The sequence below is a fragment of the Bradyrhizobium sp. SOJA106 genome (assembly GCF_059448745.1).
The window spans coordinates 7,296,882-7,310,588 of record NZ_CM182549.1 but is presented as its reverse complement, the minus strand read 5'-3'; the positions used below and the strand labels follow the sequence as shown (position 1 = coordinate 7,310,588).

Here is a 13,707-nt window from a genome sequence, read left to right as displayed (position 1 = left end):
GAAGGCGCGAGCCCGAAATCCATTCATCCACTCACGCTGCGGTTCGATGGATTCCGGGCTCGCGCCGCGCGCGCTTCGGATTGACGAGCAGCTACACCGGCGCCGCCATCCAGCCGCACAGGCGCCGGATCAATCCAGGCCGCCGCGGCACCTCCGGGGGGCCGTCCGCCGCCAGCACGCGTTTGAAGAAGTAGTCCAGGAAGACCATGTCGTTCGGCTCGGTGACGGTGAACTTCTCGTCGCCGAAGAACACGCTGTAGTCATAGAAGAACGGCCCGACGAGCGGCACCGTCGCAGTCGAGGCATAATCCTTGGAGATCACGAACGCCGCGGGATCGAGCCCGTGCTCGCGCATCGCTTGCTCGACCAGCGGCAGCTTGCGCATGAACTGGGCGGAGAAGCCGCCGACGGTGGACTGGAGGATGATCGACATGGTGTCCATCCATGGATGCTGTCGGTCATTTTGGGTCGGTGGACCGGCCGCGCGGGTTCAAGGCAGGCTCGCGCGTCTTGTCGAGGTGGATGTCTCCCTCTCCCGCACGGGGGAGAGGCGAAGAAACTTCACTCCCAACAAAAAAGCCGGCGTCACCGCCGGCTTTCTGTCTTTCGATCCGCCAACTTGTGGCGCCGGTCGCGCCGCTTTACAGCGCGGCTTCCAGCGCAGCCTGTTCCTGCCTCGCGATGGTGCCCTTGACCGCGGACTGCACCTTCTCGAAGGCGCGGACTTCGATCTGGCGGACGCGCTCGCGCGACACGCCGAACTCGGCGGCAAGATCTTCCAGCGTCATCGGCTCATCGGCGAGGCGACGGGCCTCGAAGATGCGGCGTTCGCGCGGGTTGAGCACGCCCATGGCGCCGTTGAGGGCGTCACGGCGGTGATCATACTCCTCGTGCTCCGCCATCATGGCTTCCTGGTTGGGCGTATTGTCGACCAGCCAGTCCTGCCATTCGCCGGCTTCGCCGTCATCACGGATCGGAGCGTTGAGCGACGCATCGCCACCGAGGCGGCGGTTCATGTCGATCACGTCCTGGTCCGTCACGCCGAGGCGCTTGGCAATGGTCGCGACCTGGTCGGGGCGGAGATCGCCTTCGTCCAGCGCGTTGATCTTGCTCTTCGCCTTGCGCAGGTTGAAGAAGAGCTTCTTCTGGTTCGCGGTGGTGCCCATCTTCACGAGCGACCAGGAACGCAGGATGTACTCTTGAATCGACGCCTTGATCCACCACATCGCGTAGGTGGCGAGACGGAACCCCTTCTCGGGTTCGAAACGCTTCACCGCCTGCATCAGGCCGACATTGCCTTCCGAGACGACCTCGGAGATCGGCAAGCCGTAGCCGCGATAGCCCATGGCGATCTTGGCGACGAGCCGGAGATGGCTGGTGACGAGTTGGTGCGCCGCGTCGCGATCGTCATGCTCGCGCCAACGCTTGGCGAGCATGTATTCCTGCTGGGGTTCCAGCATCGGGAACTTGCGGATCTCGGCGAGGTAGCGAGAAAGGCCGGATTCTCCATTGAGGACCGGCAAAGCAACGGTACGGGCCATAGTGCGCCCTCCAAAGGTTCAGGCCCCCGATAGCGGCGGGCCAGGCAGACGACCGCTGTGTCAAAGCCGGCCGGGCTGCGATGTTCCGCGTTGGTCATTTCAACGCAGGGGCACTATACCCCATGGGGGGTCGAAAAGGGAAGGATTGCTGACGTCACGTCCCCGTGTGGCAGCTATAACTTTTTGTAAGGTAACGCTTTTCTGAAACTGCCTGCGTCATAGCGCCGCTTTCAGCGCGCCTCGAAGGAGAAGCAAATCCTTCGGCAGCGGCGCCTCCCAGTGGAGTAATTCTCCCGTCCGCGGGTGCTGCAATACCAGCAAATAGGCATGCAATGCCTGGCGTCCAAGCGCCGCCAAGGCGGCCTGCGACTCAGGGCCGAGCTGGTTGGCCTTGGTCTTGAAATGGGGGCCATAGACGGCATCCCCCATCAGGGGATGGCCGATATAGGCGAGGTGGACGCGGATCTGGTGGGTGCGTCCGGTCTCGAGTTCGCAGGCGAGCAGGGCGGCGACGCCCTTGCCGTCGCGCCCGGCAAAGCTCTCGATGATCTCCCAATGCGTCACGGCCTCGCGGCCGCCCTGGCGCACCGCCATCTTCTCGCGCGCATGCGGATGGCGGTCGATCGGCGCGTCCACCGTGCCGCGATGACGTCCGGGCAGCCCCCAGGCGAAGGCCATATAGCCGCGCCGCATCTCGCCCGTGCGGCCGTGATCGGCGAACTGCGCCGACAGCGAGGCATGCGCCATGTCGTTCTTGGCGATCACCATCAGCCCCGTCGTGTCCTTGTCGAGCCGGTGGACGATGCCGGGCCGGCGCACCCCCCCGATGCCCGACAGCGAAGCGCCGCAATGGGCGATCAGCGCATTCACCAGCGTGCCGGTCTCGTGGCCGGCTGCGGGGTGCACCACGAGGCCCTTGGGCTTGTTGATGACGATGATGTCGTCGTCCTCGAACACGATATCCAGCGCGATCTCCTCGCCCTTCGGCTCGGCGGGCGCCGCTTCCGGCACGTCGATTGTGATCGTATCGCCGGATGCGACGTGATAAGCGGGGTCCCGGATGGCGGCGGCCTTAAGGCTCACCGCGCCCGCCAGGATCAGGGTTTTGAGCCTCGATCGCGACAGCTCGGGCAGGCGCGCCGCCAGCACGCGGTCGAGCCGGGCCGAGCCCTCGGAGCCTTCGACCACGACCTCCAACCTTTGCGCAGAGCCAAGACTTTCCATGACGACGACTGATACCGCTGTTCCCGAACCGACCCCCGAGCAGGCCGCGCTGTTCGCGCGGGTGCGGCGGATGATGCTGATCGCGGGGTTGACCACGGCGCTGGCGATCTGCGCCGTCTTGATCGCAGTGGGCTACCGCCTTTTCAAGTCGGAGGGAAGGGCGGCGGAAGCCGCCGGCGATGTCACCGCCACCCTGCCCAAGGGCGCCAAAATCGTAGCCACCGCCGTTGCCGGCGACCGGCTGGTGGTCACGCTCGATATCGGCGGGGTCATCGAGATCCGCACCTTCGACGCCCACACCTTGAAGCCGGCCGGAAAGCTGAAATTTGCCAATGAACCGTAAAAGGGCGGTTCGGGTCCTTGCGGCGGACAGATTTCGAGGCTATTGGCTAGCCCTCATGCTCCCTTCGTCTAGCGGTTAGGACGCGGCCCTCTCAAGGCTGAAACAGGGGTTCGATTCCCCTAGGGAGCGCCAGCAAATAACTTCAATAACTTAGCCGGACGAATAGCGCGCCTAGCGGCGTTCTATAGCGGCATCTCAGTTATAGCTGGCGTTCGGTGATCGACAGCGAGGGCTTACGCCCCTTAGTGCGGCAACAACTAGCGTTTGGCCCGGCTCGGGTCGAAATGAAGCACTAAGGCTGGTGTCACTTGAACCCCGCTCTCGTGGAACGAGAGAAGGTCGGATCTTCTCGGAACACAGCCCACTCACTGCGCGTGCCGGAGCGCGAGCGGCCTAGCAGTCAAACGTTGTCAACCGCACCTCAGATTCTTCTACAAATCTTCTCGGCAACGATTTTTTCTTTTGAGCAACACGCGGACGACGTCGTGCCGCTGATCAACAGGTTGGATCTTGGACAGGTGCATCTGCTCGGCCATTCAAGGGGAGGCGGGGTTGTCGTGACCGTGGCCAAAACCCATCCGGAGGTCATCAAGACAATGATCCTTGCTGACGCGGTTGGATTTGAGGCGATGCTCCCTAACACGCCCGAATCTCAAAAAACTGCGCAGATGACCAGGATCGCATCGATACGCTCCGGAAGAATCTTGCCCCCGGTAATATTGAGCTTGCTGCGCAGGTCTTTGTTGACTCGCTCAATGCGCCGGGGGCTTGGGCTACGCGAACCCCCGCACAACGACAGCGGCTGTTCGACAATTTAAGTACTGCGGCGCAGATGGCCTTGGCTCCTGCAACGAGTTGCGAGCAAGTTGCAAAGTTGAATTTCCCAATTTTGATCCTGCACGGGGAGAATAGTCCGAAGAACTTTTATGCTATGTCGGCTGCCGTGCGAGACTGCAAACCGATAGCCGAGCCAATTGTTGTGCCAAACGCCGCGCATAACATGTTTATCGATAATGCTCCGGTCTTCAGCGCGGCCGTGTTCGGCTTTCTCTCACATGACTGAACGCCGAGCTTGTTGGGCCAATCTGCGGCTTGTCTGACGCACTTCGCGAGGTTGACAAGGATCGCTTTGATGCCGCTGTGATCGACATCAACTTGCAAGGCGAGTTCTGGTATGATCTCGCGCACGAACTGGGGAGCCGAGGCATCCCATTCGTCTTCGCGACCGGCTACTCACCGCAAGCCATTCCGTCGCGGTTCTCAGACGTGTTGAGGTTTGAAAAGCTCTTCGAGCCCTCCTGCATCGCAAAGCGAATTCTCCGCTTGTGCGGTCGTCATTGAACTCGTTGGCTGGACGGAGCTTCAAATTCAGCCCTTTGAATGGTGGTTCCCTAGCTGGTGGGGGCCGTAATTCTACGGTGCCGCCTTTCGATGGCGTAAGAGCCGGGTTTAGCTAAGATCGAAATTAAGGGGGATCTCAGAGGCACGGGTCGATAATGACGACTATGCAACCGAACTTCCGGTCCCCGAAAGCTTTGTTGGCCGGCGCACAAGACGCGTGGCATCGGTTATTCGAGCATTGCCCTATACCCGTACTTCTGCTCACGCCGGATCTGAAGATTGTCAATGGCAACGACGCATATCTCGGCGGCGTCTCTCGCTCAAGAGATACGCTTGCCGGTTTGGATATGTTCGAGGCCTTCCCTGACAATCCGCACCTGACGCGTGCCGACGGCGTTGCCAATCTGGCCGCGTCGTTTGGCAAAGTCCTTCACGAAAGGCGCGGGCAGGTGATGCCTCTGCAAAGATATGATATCCACCCTGAAGGACGCCCTTGGCAAGTCCGCTATTGGCACCCTAAGAACTGGCCAGTCCTCGATGACAATGGCGCGATCGTCGCGGTGGTCCATCATGTGACCGACGCAACGACCGCTGTTCTGGCCAGAAAGGCTGAGAGAGCCGGTCCGCCTCCTTCTTCGTCTGAGGCGCTCTTGCAGTCGGCTGACAAGGCGATTTTCGAGGCGCGCGAGATTGTAAGGGAAACTTGCGAGGCAATCTTGGTATCTCGCGCGTTGATCGAGGAGAGTTTGCCTCCTCAGGGCTCCGGCTAAAGGTGAAAGCGTCCAACTGATGCCAATTGGGTTGCGGAAGGCTCCCATCATGCATGACGTTTCGGAACTGCCGCTCCTGCAATCAGCTTTGAGCGAGGCCCTTGGTTATTACCGGCCAAGAGCTGGGGAACGTTCAACTGATTGACTGGAAGGTGGGCCACCTGGAGATCATGGCTCAGCAGGGCTTTACCCAAGAGTTTCTCGACTGCTTTCGTCGTGTAACGATCCGCGATGGCTGTGTCTGCGGTCGTGCGCTGTTTAATCGGCAGCCGATCGTTCTCAATGACATCACGATAGACCCGCGATTTCTGCCTTTTCGGGGAATCGCCGAACGGGCTGGGTTCAAGGCCGTCCAATCGACCCCGCTTATGACCTCCTCTGGCGCCCTCGTCGGGGTACTTTCGACGCACGGCCAACACACCCCAAGTGAGGAACAACTGGGTCTGATCAGAAGCTTAGCCATGCGAACGGCTAACGGCATACTCCGTTGGCGCGCTGCGAAATCCGCTTTTCTCGAGTTGGATGGCTTTGCCTCCCGTCAGCGGCTGCTCGCGGGACTTGGATCATAGCGACCTCGCTCACCGCGATGAGGAGAATTCTTTGCTTGGATTAACCCAATTGGGTCATGCCCGATCAGAGCCGAAACATTATGAGCGGCAAGGTATCGGGGTGCATACTTTTGGGGTCCGAAATGATGTTGCGCGGCCTGGGGGCGCTGAGTCTGGGATTGATCATCGCGGGTTCCGCATCGGCACAGACCTTCAATCAGCTGGTTGGATTTGGCGATAGTTCGCTCGACAGCGGATACTTTCGGTATATGAGCTCGGGCTGGTCGAATGAAGCCCGATTTGTAACGGCGCGCGCCAATGGCGGGTCGATTACGCCGTCCGCCGGAGTCATGAACACTGATTTCCTGGCCGCCTCCTTCGGGCTGACGCTGGCGCCGAGTGATGCGCCAGGCGGAGGAACGAATTTTGCGGTCTCCGGCGCGAAGAACAATTCGCCCAACATCGGAGGAGGTACCAGCCCTTCCACCGTGCAGCAGATTGGCAATTATCTTGCGTCGACGGGCGGGCAGGCCAATCCGGACGCTCTCTACATCATCCGCTCCGGTGGTAATGACCGCACCGCCTTCGTCAACGCTTACAAGGCCACCCACGGCGGCGCCTCACCGCCGGCCGGCTTGTTCAACGTGGCCGTGCAGCCCAGCCTGGCCGCTCTGGAGGCATCGATCGGCCAACTGAGCGCAGCCGGTGCGCGCTACATCATTTTGCCGACCTACTTCACGACCAATTCTGATTTCGTGGCTTATCACCAGCAGCTTTGGGGAGACCTCTCGGCCGGCGGCGTCAAATTCATTCCCGCAGATTCAGGCGCGCTTCGACAGTTCGTCGTTGCGAACCCGGCGGCGTTCGGCCTTACATCGGTTTTGCCAACAGCAAGCGGCGGCGTTTCTGCTTGCAACACGCCGATTGGCGCCCCGGCCGCGCAAGGCTATGGCCTCATTTGCGTTCCCTCGACGACGCCGGCCGGTGCCGGACTAAACGGCACGGCGTATCTCAACTCGCAGAATTCCTTGCTGACGAGTTTGTTCTCGGATGACCAGCATCTTTCACCGACCGGATATAAAATCGAAGCGGACTATTTCTATGGCCTGATCGTCGCGCCAAGCCAGATATCGTACCTGGCCGAGGCGCCGGTGAAAACGCGAACCGCAGTGGTCAACGCGATCACCAACCAGATCCCGCTGTCCTTCAGCACCCCTGGCGCGTTCCACGGCTGGGTCAGCGGCGACGTCTCCTGGCTGAAGATGACGAACAGCTCTCCAGGTTTTCCGGACGATCCAGGAACGCCGGTGGCGGCGACGGCCGGATTTGACTACGCGGTCACGCGCGACTGGCTGGTCGGCGCGGCATTCTCCGGCGGCACCACCAAGCAGAGCTTCAGCCTTGGCGGCGATTACCGGCAGACCGAATACGCGATCAGCCTCTACAGCGCGTATCGCAAGGATGCGTTCTGGCTGAACGGCATTGCGACTTGGGGCGCATTGAGCGACGGGATCAATCGCGTGGTCCCGCTCGGCATCACGACGCAGTCCAACAGAGGAAGCACCAATGGTACCAACATCTCGGTTGCGGCCGAGACGGGTTATCACTTCCGGACCGCTGTCGGAGCCCTTCCCGATGGAGCTGGCAGGGCTCTTAAGGCACCGGCGGCCGCGCCGATCTATCTCACGCACGGGCCCATCGTCGGAATCATCGCCCAGCAGGTGCACATCGACGCGTTTGCGGAAACCAATGCGAGTGGCGCTCCGACCAACCTGGCGTTCGGAAGCCAGCTTCGCAATTCCGCGGTGAGCGAGCTTGGCTATCAGGCGAGCTTGAACCTCGGTATCTGGGAGCCTTACGCCAGGGCGGTGTGGAATCACGAACTCGCCGGCAGCGGCAGGCTCGTTACGGCGTCACTGCTCAGCATCACGGCCCCGAGCTATTCGCTGCCGGCAGTGTTGCTCGGAAAGGACTGGGGCTCGGGTACGGTTGGCACGCGCGTCAAGTTCGCGCCCAATACGACCGCCTTCGCGGCGCTCTACTCTCAATTCGGCCAGAACAATGTCGCCACTTATGGCGCGCAGTTCGGACTGAACGTTGCGTTCGAATCCTCCGCAGTTCGTCCCAAGTACTGAGAAAGCACTGAGATTGGCACGCGTGCTGATGCGATCGTTTTGCTCATGCCAGCTGCGATACCAGGCTGACCAATTCAGCCTGGCGGTGCGTACCCGTCTTGGAGAACGCTGATTTCAGCTGATTACGTGCTGTCTCTCGCGCAATCCCTAGCTGTTGTGCCGCTTCGTCCAGAGACCTGCCGCTCGCCAACAGCGATACCAGCCGGGATTCAGCCGAGGTGAGATCGAACGCCTGCGAAATCAACGCGGGCTCGGGCGTGCGTGGAGTCAGGTTGGACAAGACAAGCAGCGACCGCGCTCCGAGAAAGACGCTGCGGGCCGCACCATCGACGGGCAACATGCGGATGACGACCGGTGGCTTTTCAGCGCGACGGACCACCACAGGGGCGGCGGGCAGCGCGGCGGTATCGGGCGTCGATCGGATCATGTCGACAAGTTGATCAAGCTCGGCGGCCGCCTTCTTGTCACGTACGACCAGTTGTCGATCTCTAATCCGGATTTCCTCGTCAAATCCGGCATCGGCCGCAGCGTTCGTGCTCAGCACCATGCCCTGCCGGTCGATAACCAGTGCAGGCTGGCGGATCCTGCTCAGCACGTCCGTCATGGAGGTGAGGGCGACCCGGCCTACCGCGGTCGAAAGGGTGGCCGTCTCCGTCAAACGCGGCGCAAGCCGTGCAAGCAAGCGCTTCTCCCGCGCCTCGAACGGACCCTCGTGCCCGGTCCGCTGGATGGCCAACGCCCATGCGGCGGACCCGGCCCAAAAGCCAACACCCGCGAACCATTGCAACCCGAACGGATAAAGCACCTCGTTGTACATGGGGTCGGAGCGAATCTGCTCCGGTGTCAGGATATCGTGGTCGGTGACGATCTCGCCGGACATCATGCGCGGAAATCCAGCGGCTCGCGGGTCAGTCAGGTGCCAACCTTCCTTGAAGTAGAACTGGGTGCCCTCATCCATCGATTGCGTCCGCGGGACGTCCGGCGTCCGAACGTCGCTCTGGAGAAGGACGGCCGCCGATGCGCCGACCGCCCTGCAGATGTCGTCCATGATGGCGGGCCAAGCGGCAGGATCCACCGCAGCCTCCCCAAATCGATCGATGACTTTCGACAATTGATCGTTATCAATTCCATTCGTCCCCAAGAGCGGGCCCCTTTCCGCTTATTCCCGTGGCGTCCGTTTCCTCCAACGGCTGCACAGGCGTTCGTTCTCCGACACGGCAAGCCCCCAGACACAAGAGCCTGCGTGCCGGCCCGGCTCATCCCCTGCTCCAACAGGTGGGCCGGCAACCTGGAACTCTCTCGCGACAGCACAGCGAATTGCAAGCGATCTCAGGAGATTCTTGCGAGAAAAATCTGGAAAGAGCCAGTTCGCAACGTTTTTTGTACATTGCAAACGCCGGCTCGTCAGCGGCCAGGCCAATTGTACGATGCGCCCCGCTTGAGGAGCGCGTCCTATTGGTTTGTCAATTCGCACAGGATCACGTGAGGCCTCGCAAACCTGAGCGGCGAAGTGGAGCCGAGCCCCGCTGCGGGTACTCAGCGCTTCCGCTTCGGGCTCTTCGACCTGGCGCTCGAACTTGCTTCTCCATGCGTCGCGGCCTGCCTTGTCCGCGTCGGTGAAGGAGAGCGCCATGCCTCCAGAAGCATGTTGAGGAACTGGCTCGCATGAGGCGACAGTGTCGCTCCGTGCCGGCGCACGATTCCAATCGTCCGCGATACCTCCGGCTCGACCAGCCGGATGGTGCGGATGATCGGATGGCCGGCCGCCGGCGTCGCCAGCTTCGGTAGCACGGCGACACCAAGTCCGGCTTCAACGAGACCAAGCGAGCCGGAGAGATGTGCGACCTCGTAGGCCCAGTTCAGCTGCAGGCCGTGTCGCACCAATGCATTGTCGATCAGCGCGCGATTGCCGCTGTTGCGGCCGACAGTGATGATGCGGTGCGAGACCAATTCCGGCCAACTCACCTCCTTGCGAGACGCCAGTGGATGATCGTGACGGCATGCAAGGACGAAAGGGTCTTCAACCAGTTTCTGGAATTCAATTTCGGCATGCGAGGCGCCGATGAAATTGATGCCGAAATCGGCTTCTCCGCGCGCCACCGCCTCCAGCCCTTCATTGGCGCCGATATCCAGAATCCGGATGCGAATGCGCGGATACGCCGCGGCGAACCGGCCGATCGCGCGCGGCAGGAAGTAGAAAACCGCGGTCGGCACGGCGGCGACCGAAACCAGACCCGAACTGCGCGCTCCGAGGTCATGGATGCCGAGCACCGAGGTCTCGAACTCGTCGATGAGGCGGCGCACCTTGGGCAGGAAGTCGCGGCCGACCATGGTCAGATTGACGTGGCGCGTTGACCGTTCGAGCAATGGCGCACCAAGGCTTTCTTCCAATTTCTGGATGCGCCGGCTGAGTGCCGGTTGCGACAGGTTCAAGGCCTTCGCAGTGCGGACGAAGCTGCCCAACTCAGCGATGGTGACGAACGCTCTGAGATCGAGCAATTCAGCATTCATGGCGAATTCCTTCTATTTCGATATCCGCAATAATAGATCAAATCTTTGCATTTCACAAAATTAAGGGGGTGAGGGATGGTCTGGCGCAAGTGAGAAATGTCGCGCGAGGAAGGCCCCATGAACGATCAGATCGCTATTCCCTGCGTGGTCATGCGCGGTGGCACCTCGCGCGGCCCGTTCTTTTTGGCCAGCGATCTGCCGGCCGATCCCAGGCTGCGCGACGCTCTGCTGTTGTCGGTCATGGGAGGTGGGCACGATCTCGGAATCGACGGTATCGGCGGCGGTAACGCCGTCACCAACAAGGTAGCGATCGTCGGGCCGCCGTCGGTGCCAGGGGCCGATGTGGACTATCTGTTCGCCCAGGTGCGCATCCGCGAAGGAATCGTCGATACCTCGCCCAATTGCGGGAACATGCTGGCGGCGGTAGGGCCCTTCGCGATTGAAGCCGGTTTGGTTGCCGCCACCGGTGATCGCACTCATGTGCGCATCCACAACGTCAACACCGCCAAGCTGATCGAGGCCACGGTCGCGACCCCCGGGGGCCGGGTGACCTACGAGGGCGAGGCACAGATCGACGGCGTACCAGGCAGAGCTGCGCCCATCGAGCTGTCGTTCCCCAACGCTGCCGGTGCACGCACCGGCCGCTTGCTGCCGACCGGACGCCCGATCGACGTGATCGATGGGATCGATGTAACCTGCGTCGATGCCGCCATGCCCGTCATGCTGATCCGCGCCGCGGACCTCGGATGGACCGGCTGCGAAGCCCCTTCCACATTTGTCGACCCCGGCTTTCGCGCACGACTGGAAGGTTTGCGCATCGAAGCCGGACGTCGCATGGGCTTCGCCGATCCAGGGTCGATGGTGATTCCGAAGCCGATCATGATCGCGCCGGCCATGAACGCCACCCTGAACACCCGCTACTTCATGCCGCACGACTGCCATAGCGCGCTGGCCGTGACCGGGGCCGTCGCTGTCGCGACCGCTTGCGTAACATCGGGCACGCTCGCCGCCGAGATGGTGGGCCGGTTGGATCTTCCGGCATCGGTGACACTCGCCCATCCTTCCGGCCATCTCGTGGTCCGGTTGGAGTCAGGTCCGGTTGCCCGGGTGCAGCGCACAGCCCGGCGAATCTTCGAAGGCATGGTGTTCGCACGGCGGTCGCATGTGCCTCGGGAGGCCGTTCTCGCGGCGTGAATTTCGTCCGGGGCGACGTTGCTGAAAAAAATAAGCACAGGGAGAAATGAAAATGCGAATCGAAGCGTCGGTTGCGGGCTCGTCCCGTGAAACACGAAAGCCGTTCTACCAAATTCTCTACGTTCAGGTGCTGATCGGACTCGTGCTGGGTATCACCATCGGCCATTTCTGGCCCGAATTCGGCGCTGCGCTGAAACCCCTGGGAGACGGGTTCGTTAAACTGGTCAAGATGATGATCGCGCCGATCGTGTTCTGCACGATCGTCAGCGGCATCAACAGCATCAGCGACTCCCGCGAGATCGGCCGCACGCTGGTCAAATCCATGGCGCTGTTCTATTTGCTGACCGCGCTCGCGCTGCTGGCTGGCTTCGCCGCCGTGATGCTGATCCAGCCGGGTGTCGGCATGCACGTCTCCGTCAGCACGCTGGATCCGTCGGTGGCTGCGAAATATTCCAAGCAGGCGGCCGTGTCCGGCTTTGCCGATTTCCTCCTCCACATCATCCCGCACTCGTTCTTTGGCGCTTTCGCCGACGGCGAAGTGCTGCCTGTGCTGCTGGTCTCCATCCTGGTGGCGTTTGGTCTGAGCCGTGCCGGCGATGGCGGTAGCGCGGTGATGAAGGGGATCGACTCGTTCTCGCAGGTGCTGTTTGCGTCCTTCAGCTTCGTCATGAAGCTTGCCCCGCTCGGCGCTTTCGGTGCGATGGCATTCACCGTCGGCCGATACGGCATCCATTCGATCGGCTCGCTCGGGCTTCTGATCCTGACATTCTACCTCGCCTGCTCCGTCTTCGTTGTCGTGGTGCTCGGGACGCTGGCGTGGGTGAACGGCTTCAGCCTGTGGAAGACCATGCGCTACTTCAAGGAGGAGCTGCTGATCGTGCTCGGCACGTCGTCGTCGGAGCCAGCGCTGCCTGGCGCGTTGCGCAAGCTCGAACAACTCGGCTGCCAGAAGGGTGTGTCCGGACTTGTGCTTCCGATGGGCTATTCGTTCAATCTCGACGGCAGCGCGATCTACCTCACGCTCGCCTCGATGTTCATCGCGCAGGCCTGCGACATTCACCTGTCGTGGGGGCAGATCGCGGCGATGCTCGGGCTGATGTTGCTGACCTCCAAAGGCGCGGCAGGGGTCACCGGCAGCGGGTTCGTCGCCCTCGTTGCCACGCTGACAGTCATGCCGGATCTGCCGGTGACCGGCGTGGCGCTGCTGATCGGCATTGACCGTTTCATGTCGGAAGCGCGGGCGCTGACGAGCATGATCAGCAACTGCGTCGCCAGCATCACGGTTTCGCTCTGGGAGAATGCCTGCGATCGCGAGGTGCTGGCCCGTGAACTCGATCAGGACGGGCCCACCTTGAAGGCCGCCTTGGATTCGGCCGCCGGTGTGGTGGACGTTGCGCAAGACTGCCGTCCGTGGATTTCGACGACTCAGTCGGCCGCTTGATTCCTCGACCTTCTGCGACACCACACGATGAGCGCATGGCTCGGGCTCCCCTCAACGCCTGTTCGAGCGGCGATCGCGAGGAGAGCCCTGGCCGCAAGTTCAGTGATGCGCCGCAACGCTCCTGACGGTCTCGGTGAGCATGTCACCCGACGCGGAATGGCCGACGTCACCCAGGCTGATGATGCCGACCATCCGCTTGTTCTTGTTGATCACCGGCAGCCTGCGAACCTGCAGCTTCTCCATATGATGCATCGCCTTGGCGAGGTCATCGTCCTCGCGGCAGCAATGGATGCCCTCGGTCATCACGTCGCGCGCCGTGGCGCGGCCGGCATTGAAGCTGTGGCTCGCGAGCCCTTTGCAGACGATATCGCGGTCGGTCACCATTCCGACCAACTTGTCGTCCTCGCCAATCGGAATGCAGCCGATGTCATGGGCCCGCATCAGTTTGGCAAGCTCGGTGATCGGGGTGTCGGGGCTGACCCAGTCGACACCCTTGTGCATCACGTCTTTGACTTTCATGGCGGCCTCCTTTCGTGGGTTGCAAGTGCGTCAATGCGATGCAGCGCTACTCCCATCTTCCGAACTCCGACCGGACAGGCGCTGACACTCCCGCCGCCAACCTGCTGAACAGTATGGCGGCGAGCTCGCGGCCAGAGATC

14 protein-coding genes and 1 tRNA gene are annotated in these 13,707 nt (G+C 61.7%); 9 read left to right on the top strand and 6 right to left on the bottom strand.

Going from position 1 to position 13,707, the window contains the following annotated elements:
• Positions 1–91: 91 nt before the first annotated feature.
• The 3 genes from AC5V87_RS34430 to AC5V87_RS34420 form a co-directional block, all read right to left on the bottom strand.
• Entirely contained in the window at positions 92–433 is a 342-nt protein-coding gene (locus AC5V87_RS34430) for a hypothetical protein (protein WP_495369149.1), read from the bottom strand.
• 208 nt (positions 434–641) lie between these two features.
• Positions 642–1,541, bottom strand: a complete 900-nt coding sequence (rpoH, locus tag AC5V87_RS34425; RefSeq protein ID WP_456842682.1) for an RNA polymerase sigma factor RpoH — start codon at positions 1,539–1,541, stop codon at positions 642–644.
• Positions 1,542–1,757: 216 nt separating this feature from the next.
• Positions 1,758–2,765 carry an RluA family pseudouridine synthase gene (locus AC5V87_RS34420; protein ID WP_456842683.1) on the bottom strand — a complete coding sequence of 336 codons (1,008 nt, stop codon included), beginning with the start codon at positions 2,763–2,765 and terminating at the stop codon, positions 1,758–1,760.
• Between AC5V87_RS34420 and AC5V87_RS34415 the strand changes: the two genes are divergently transcribed.
• The 7 genes from AC5V87_RS34415 (at position 2,764) to AC5V87_RS34385 (ending at position 7,902) form a co-directional block, all read left to right on the top strand.
• Positions 2,764–3,108 carry a hypothetical protein gene (locus AC5V87_RS34415; protein ID WP_456842684.1) on the top strand — a complete coding sequence of 115 codons (345 nt, stop codon included), beginning with the start codon at positions 2,764–2,766 and terminating at the stop codon, positions 3,106–3,108. The genes AC5V87_RS34420 and AC5V87_RS34415 overlap by 2 nt on opposite strands.
• 57 nt (positions 3,109–3,165) lie before the next feature.
• Positions 3,166–3,240 (top strand) — tRNA-Glu (locus AC5V87_RS34410).
• 275 nt (positions 3,241–3,515) lie between these two features.
• Positions 3,516–3,926 (top strand): alpha/beta fold hydrolase, encoded by a 411-nt coding sequence (locus tag AC5V87_RS34405; protein ID WP_495369148.1) that lies wholly within the window; start codon positions 3,516–3,518, stop codon positions 3,924–3,926.
• Between the two features lie 274 nt (positions 3,927–4,200).
• A complete protein-coding gene (locus AC5V87_RS34400; RefSeq protein ID WP_495369147.1) occupies positions 4,201–4,449 on the top strand; it encodes a response regulator in 249 nt (82 codons plus the stop codon).
• A 197-nt stretch (positions 4,450–4,646) separates the two neighbouring features.
• Positions 4,647–5,219, top strand: coding sequence for a PAS domain-containing protein (locus AC5V87_RS34395; protein WP_495369146.1), 573 nt, complete (start codon positions 4,647–4,649; stop codon positions 5,217–5,219).
• A 101-nt stretch (positions 5,220–5,320) separates the two neighbouring features.
• Positions 5,321–5,788: a GAF domain-containing protein gene (locus AC5V87_RS34390; RefSeq protein ID WP_495369145.1), complete on the top strand. Its 468-nt coding sequence runs from the start codon at positions 5,321–5,323 to the stop codon at positions 5,786–5,788.
• A gap of 122 nt (positions 5,789–5,910) precedes the next feature.
• Positions 5,911–7,902, top strand: coding sequence for an autotransporter outer membrane beta-barrel domain-containing protein (locus AC5V87_RS34385; RefSeq protein ID WP_495369144.1), 1,992 nt, complete (start codon positions 5,911–5,913; stop codon positions 7,900–7,902).
• 43 nt (positions 7,903–7,945) lie between these two features.
• Here the strand turns inward: AC5V87_RS34385 and AC5V87_RS34380 are convergent, their stop codons facing one another.
• Together AC5V87_RS34380 and AC5V87_RS34375 are read right to left on the bottom strand one after the other, a co-directional pair.
• A complete protein-coding gene (locus AC5V87_RS34380; RefSeq protein ID WP_495369143.1) occupies positions 7,946–9,013 on the bottom strand; it encodes a helix-turn-helix transcriptional regulator in 1,068 nt (355 codons plus the stop codon).
• Positions 9,014–9,438: 425 nt separating this feature from the next.
• Entirely contained in the window at positions 9,439–10,413 is a 975-nt protein-coding gene (locus AC5V87_RS34375; RefSeq protein ID WP_456842689.1) for a LysR family transcriptional regulator, read from the bottom strand.
• A 117-nt stretch (positions 10,414–10,530) separates the two neighbouring features.
• Here AC5V87_RS34375 and AC5V87_RS34370 point away from each other — a divergent pair, with 117 nt between their 5' ends.
• Both AC5V87_RS34370 and dctA read left to right on the top strand, forming a co-directional pair.
• On the top strand, positions 10,531–11,607 hold the full coding sequence (locus AC5V87_RS34370) for a 4-oxalomesaconate tautomerase (RefSeq protein ID WP_456842690.1): 1,077 nt from the start codon (positions 10,531–10,533) through the stop codon (positions 11,605–11,607).
• A 52-nt stretch (positions 11,608–11,659) separates the two neighbouring features.
• On the top strand, positions 11,660–13,048 hold the full coding sequence (dctA, locus tag AC5V87_RS34365; protein ID WP_456842691.1) for a C4-dicarboxylate transporter DctA: 1,389 nt from the start codon (positions 11,660–11,662) through the stop codon (positions 13,046–13,048).
• Between the two features lie 99 nt (positions 13,049–13,147).
• On the opposite strand, the gene AC5V87_RS34360 is transcribed toward dctA, so the two are convergent.
• A complete protein-coding gene (locus AC5V87_RS34360; RefSeq protein ID WP_495369142.1) occupies positions 13,148–13,567 on the bottom strand; it encodes a CBS domain-containing protein in 420 nt (139 codons plus the stop codon).
• Between the last annotated feature and the right edge of the window lie 140 nt (positions 13,568–13,707).

Coding starts and splice junctions, on each gene's coding strand:
- AC5V87_RS34430 (WP_495369149.1), bottom strand. CDS start 433: ATGTCGATCATCCTCCAGTCCACCGTCGGCGGCTTCTCCGCCCAGTTC.
- rpoH (WP_456842682.1), bottom strand. CDS start 1,541: ATGGCCCGTACCGTTGCTTTGCCGGTCCTCAATGGAGAATCCGGCCTT.
- AC5V87_RS34415 (WP_456842684.1), top strand. CDS start 2,764: ATGACGACGACTGATACCGCTGTTCCCGAACCGACCCCCGAGCAGGCC.
- AC5V87_RS34420 (WP_456842683.1), bottom strand. CDS start 2,765: ATGGAAAGTCTTGGCTCTGCGCAAAGGTTGGAGGTCGTGGTCGAAGGC.
- AC5V87_RS34385 (WP_495369144.1), top strand. CDS start 5,911: ATGATGTTGCGCGGCCTGGGGGCGCTGAGTCTGGGATTGATCATCGCG.
- AC5V87_RS34375 (WP_456842689.1), bottom strand. CDS start 10,413: ATGAATGCTGAATTGCTCGATCTCAGAGCGTTCGTCACCATCGCTGAG.
- AC5V87_RS34370 (WP_456842690.1), top strand. CDS start 10,531: ATGAACGATCAGATCGCTATTCCCTGCGTGGTCATGCGCGGTGGCACC.
- dctA (WP_456842691.1), top strand. CDS start 11,660: ATGCGAATCGAAGCGTCGGTTGCGGGCTCGTCCCGTGAAACACGAAAG.
- AC5V87_RS34360 (WP_495369142.1), bottom strand. CDS start 13,567: ATGAAAGTCAAAGACGTGATGCACAAGGGTGTCGACTGGGTCAGCCCC.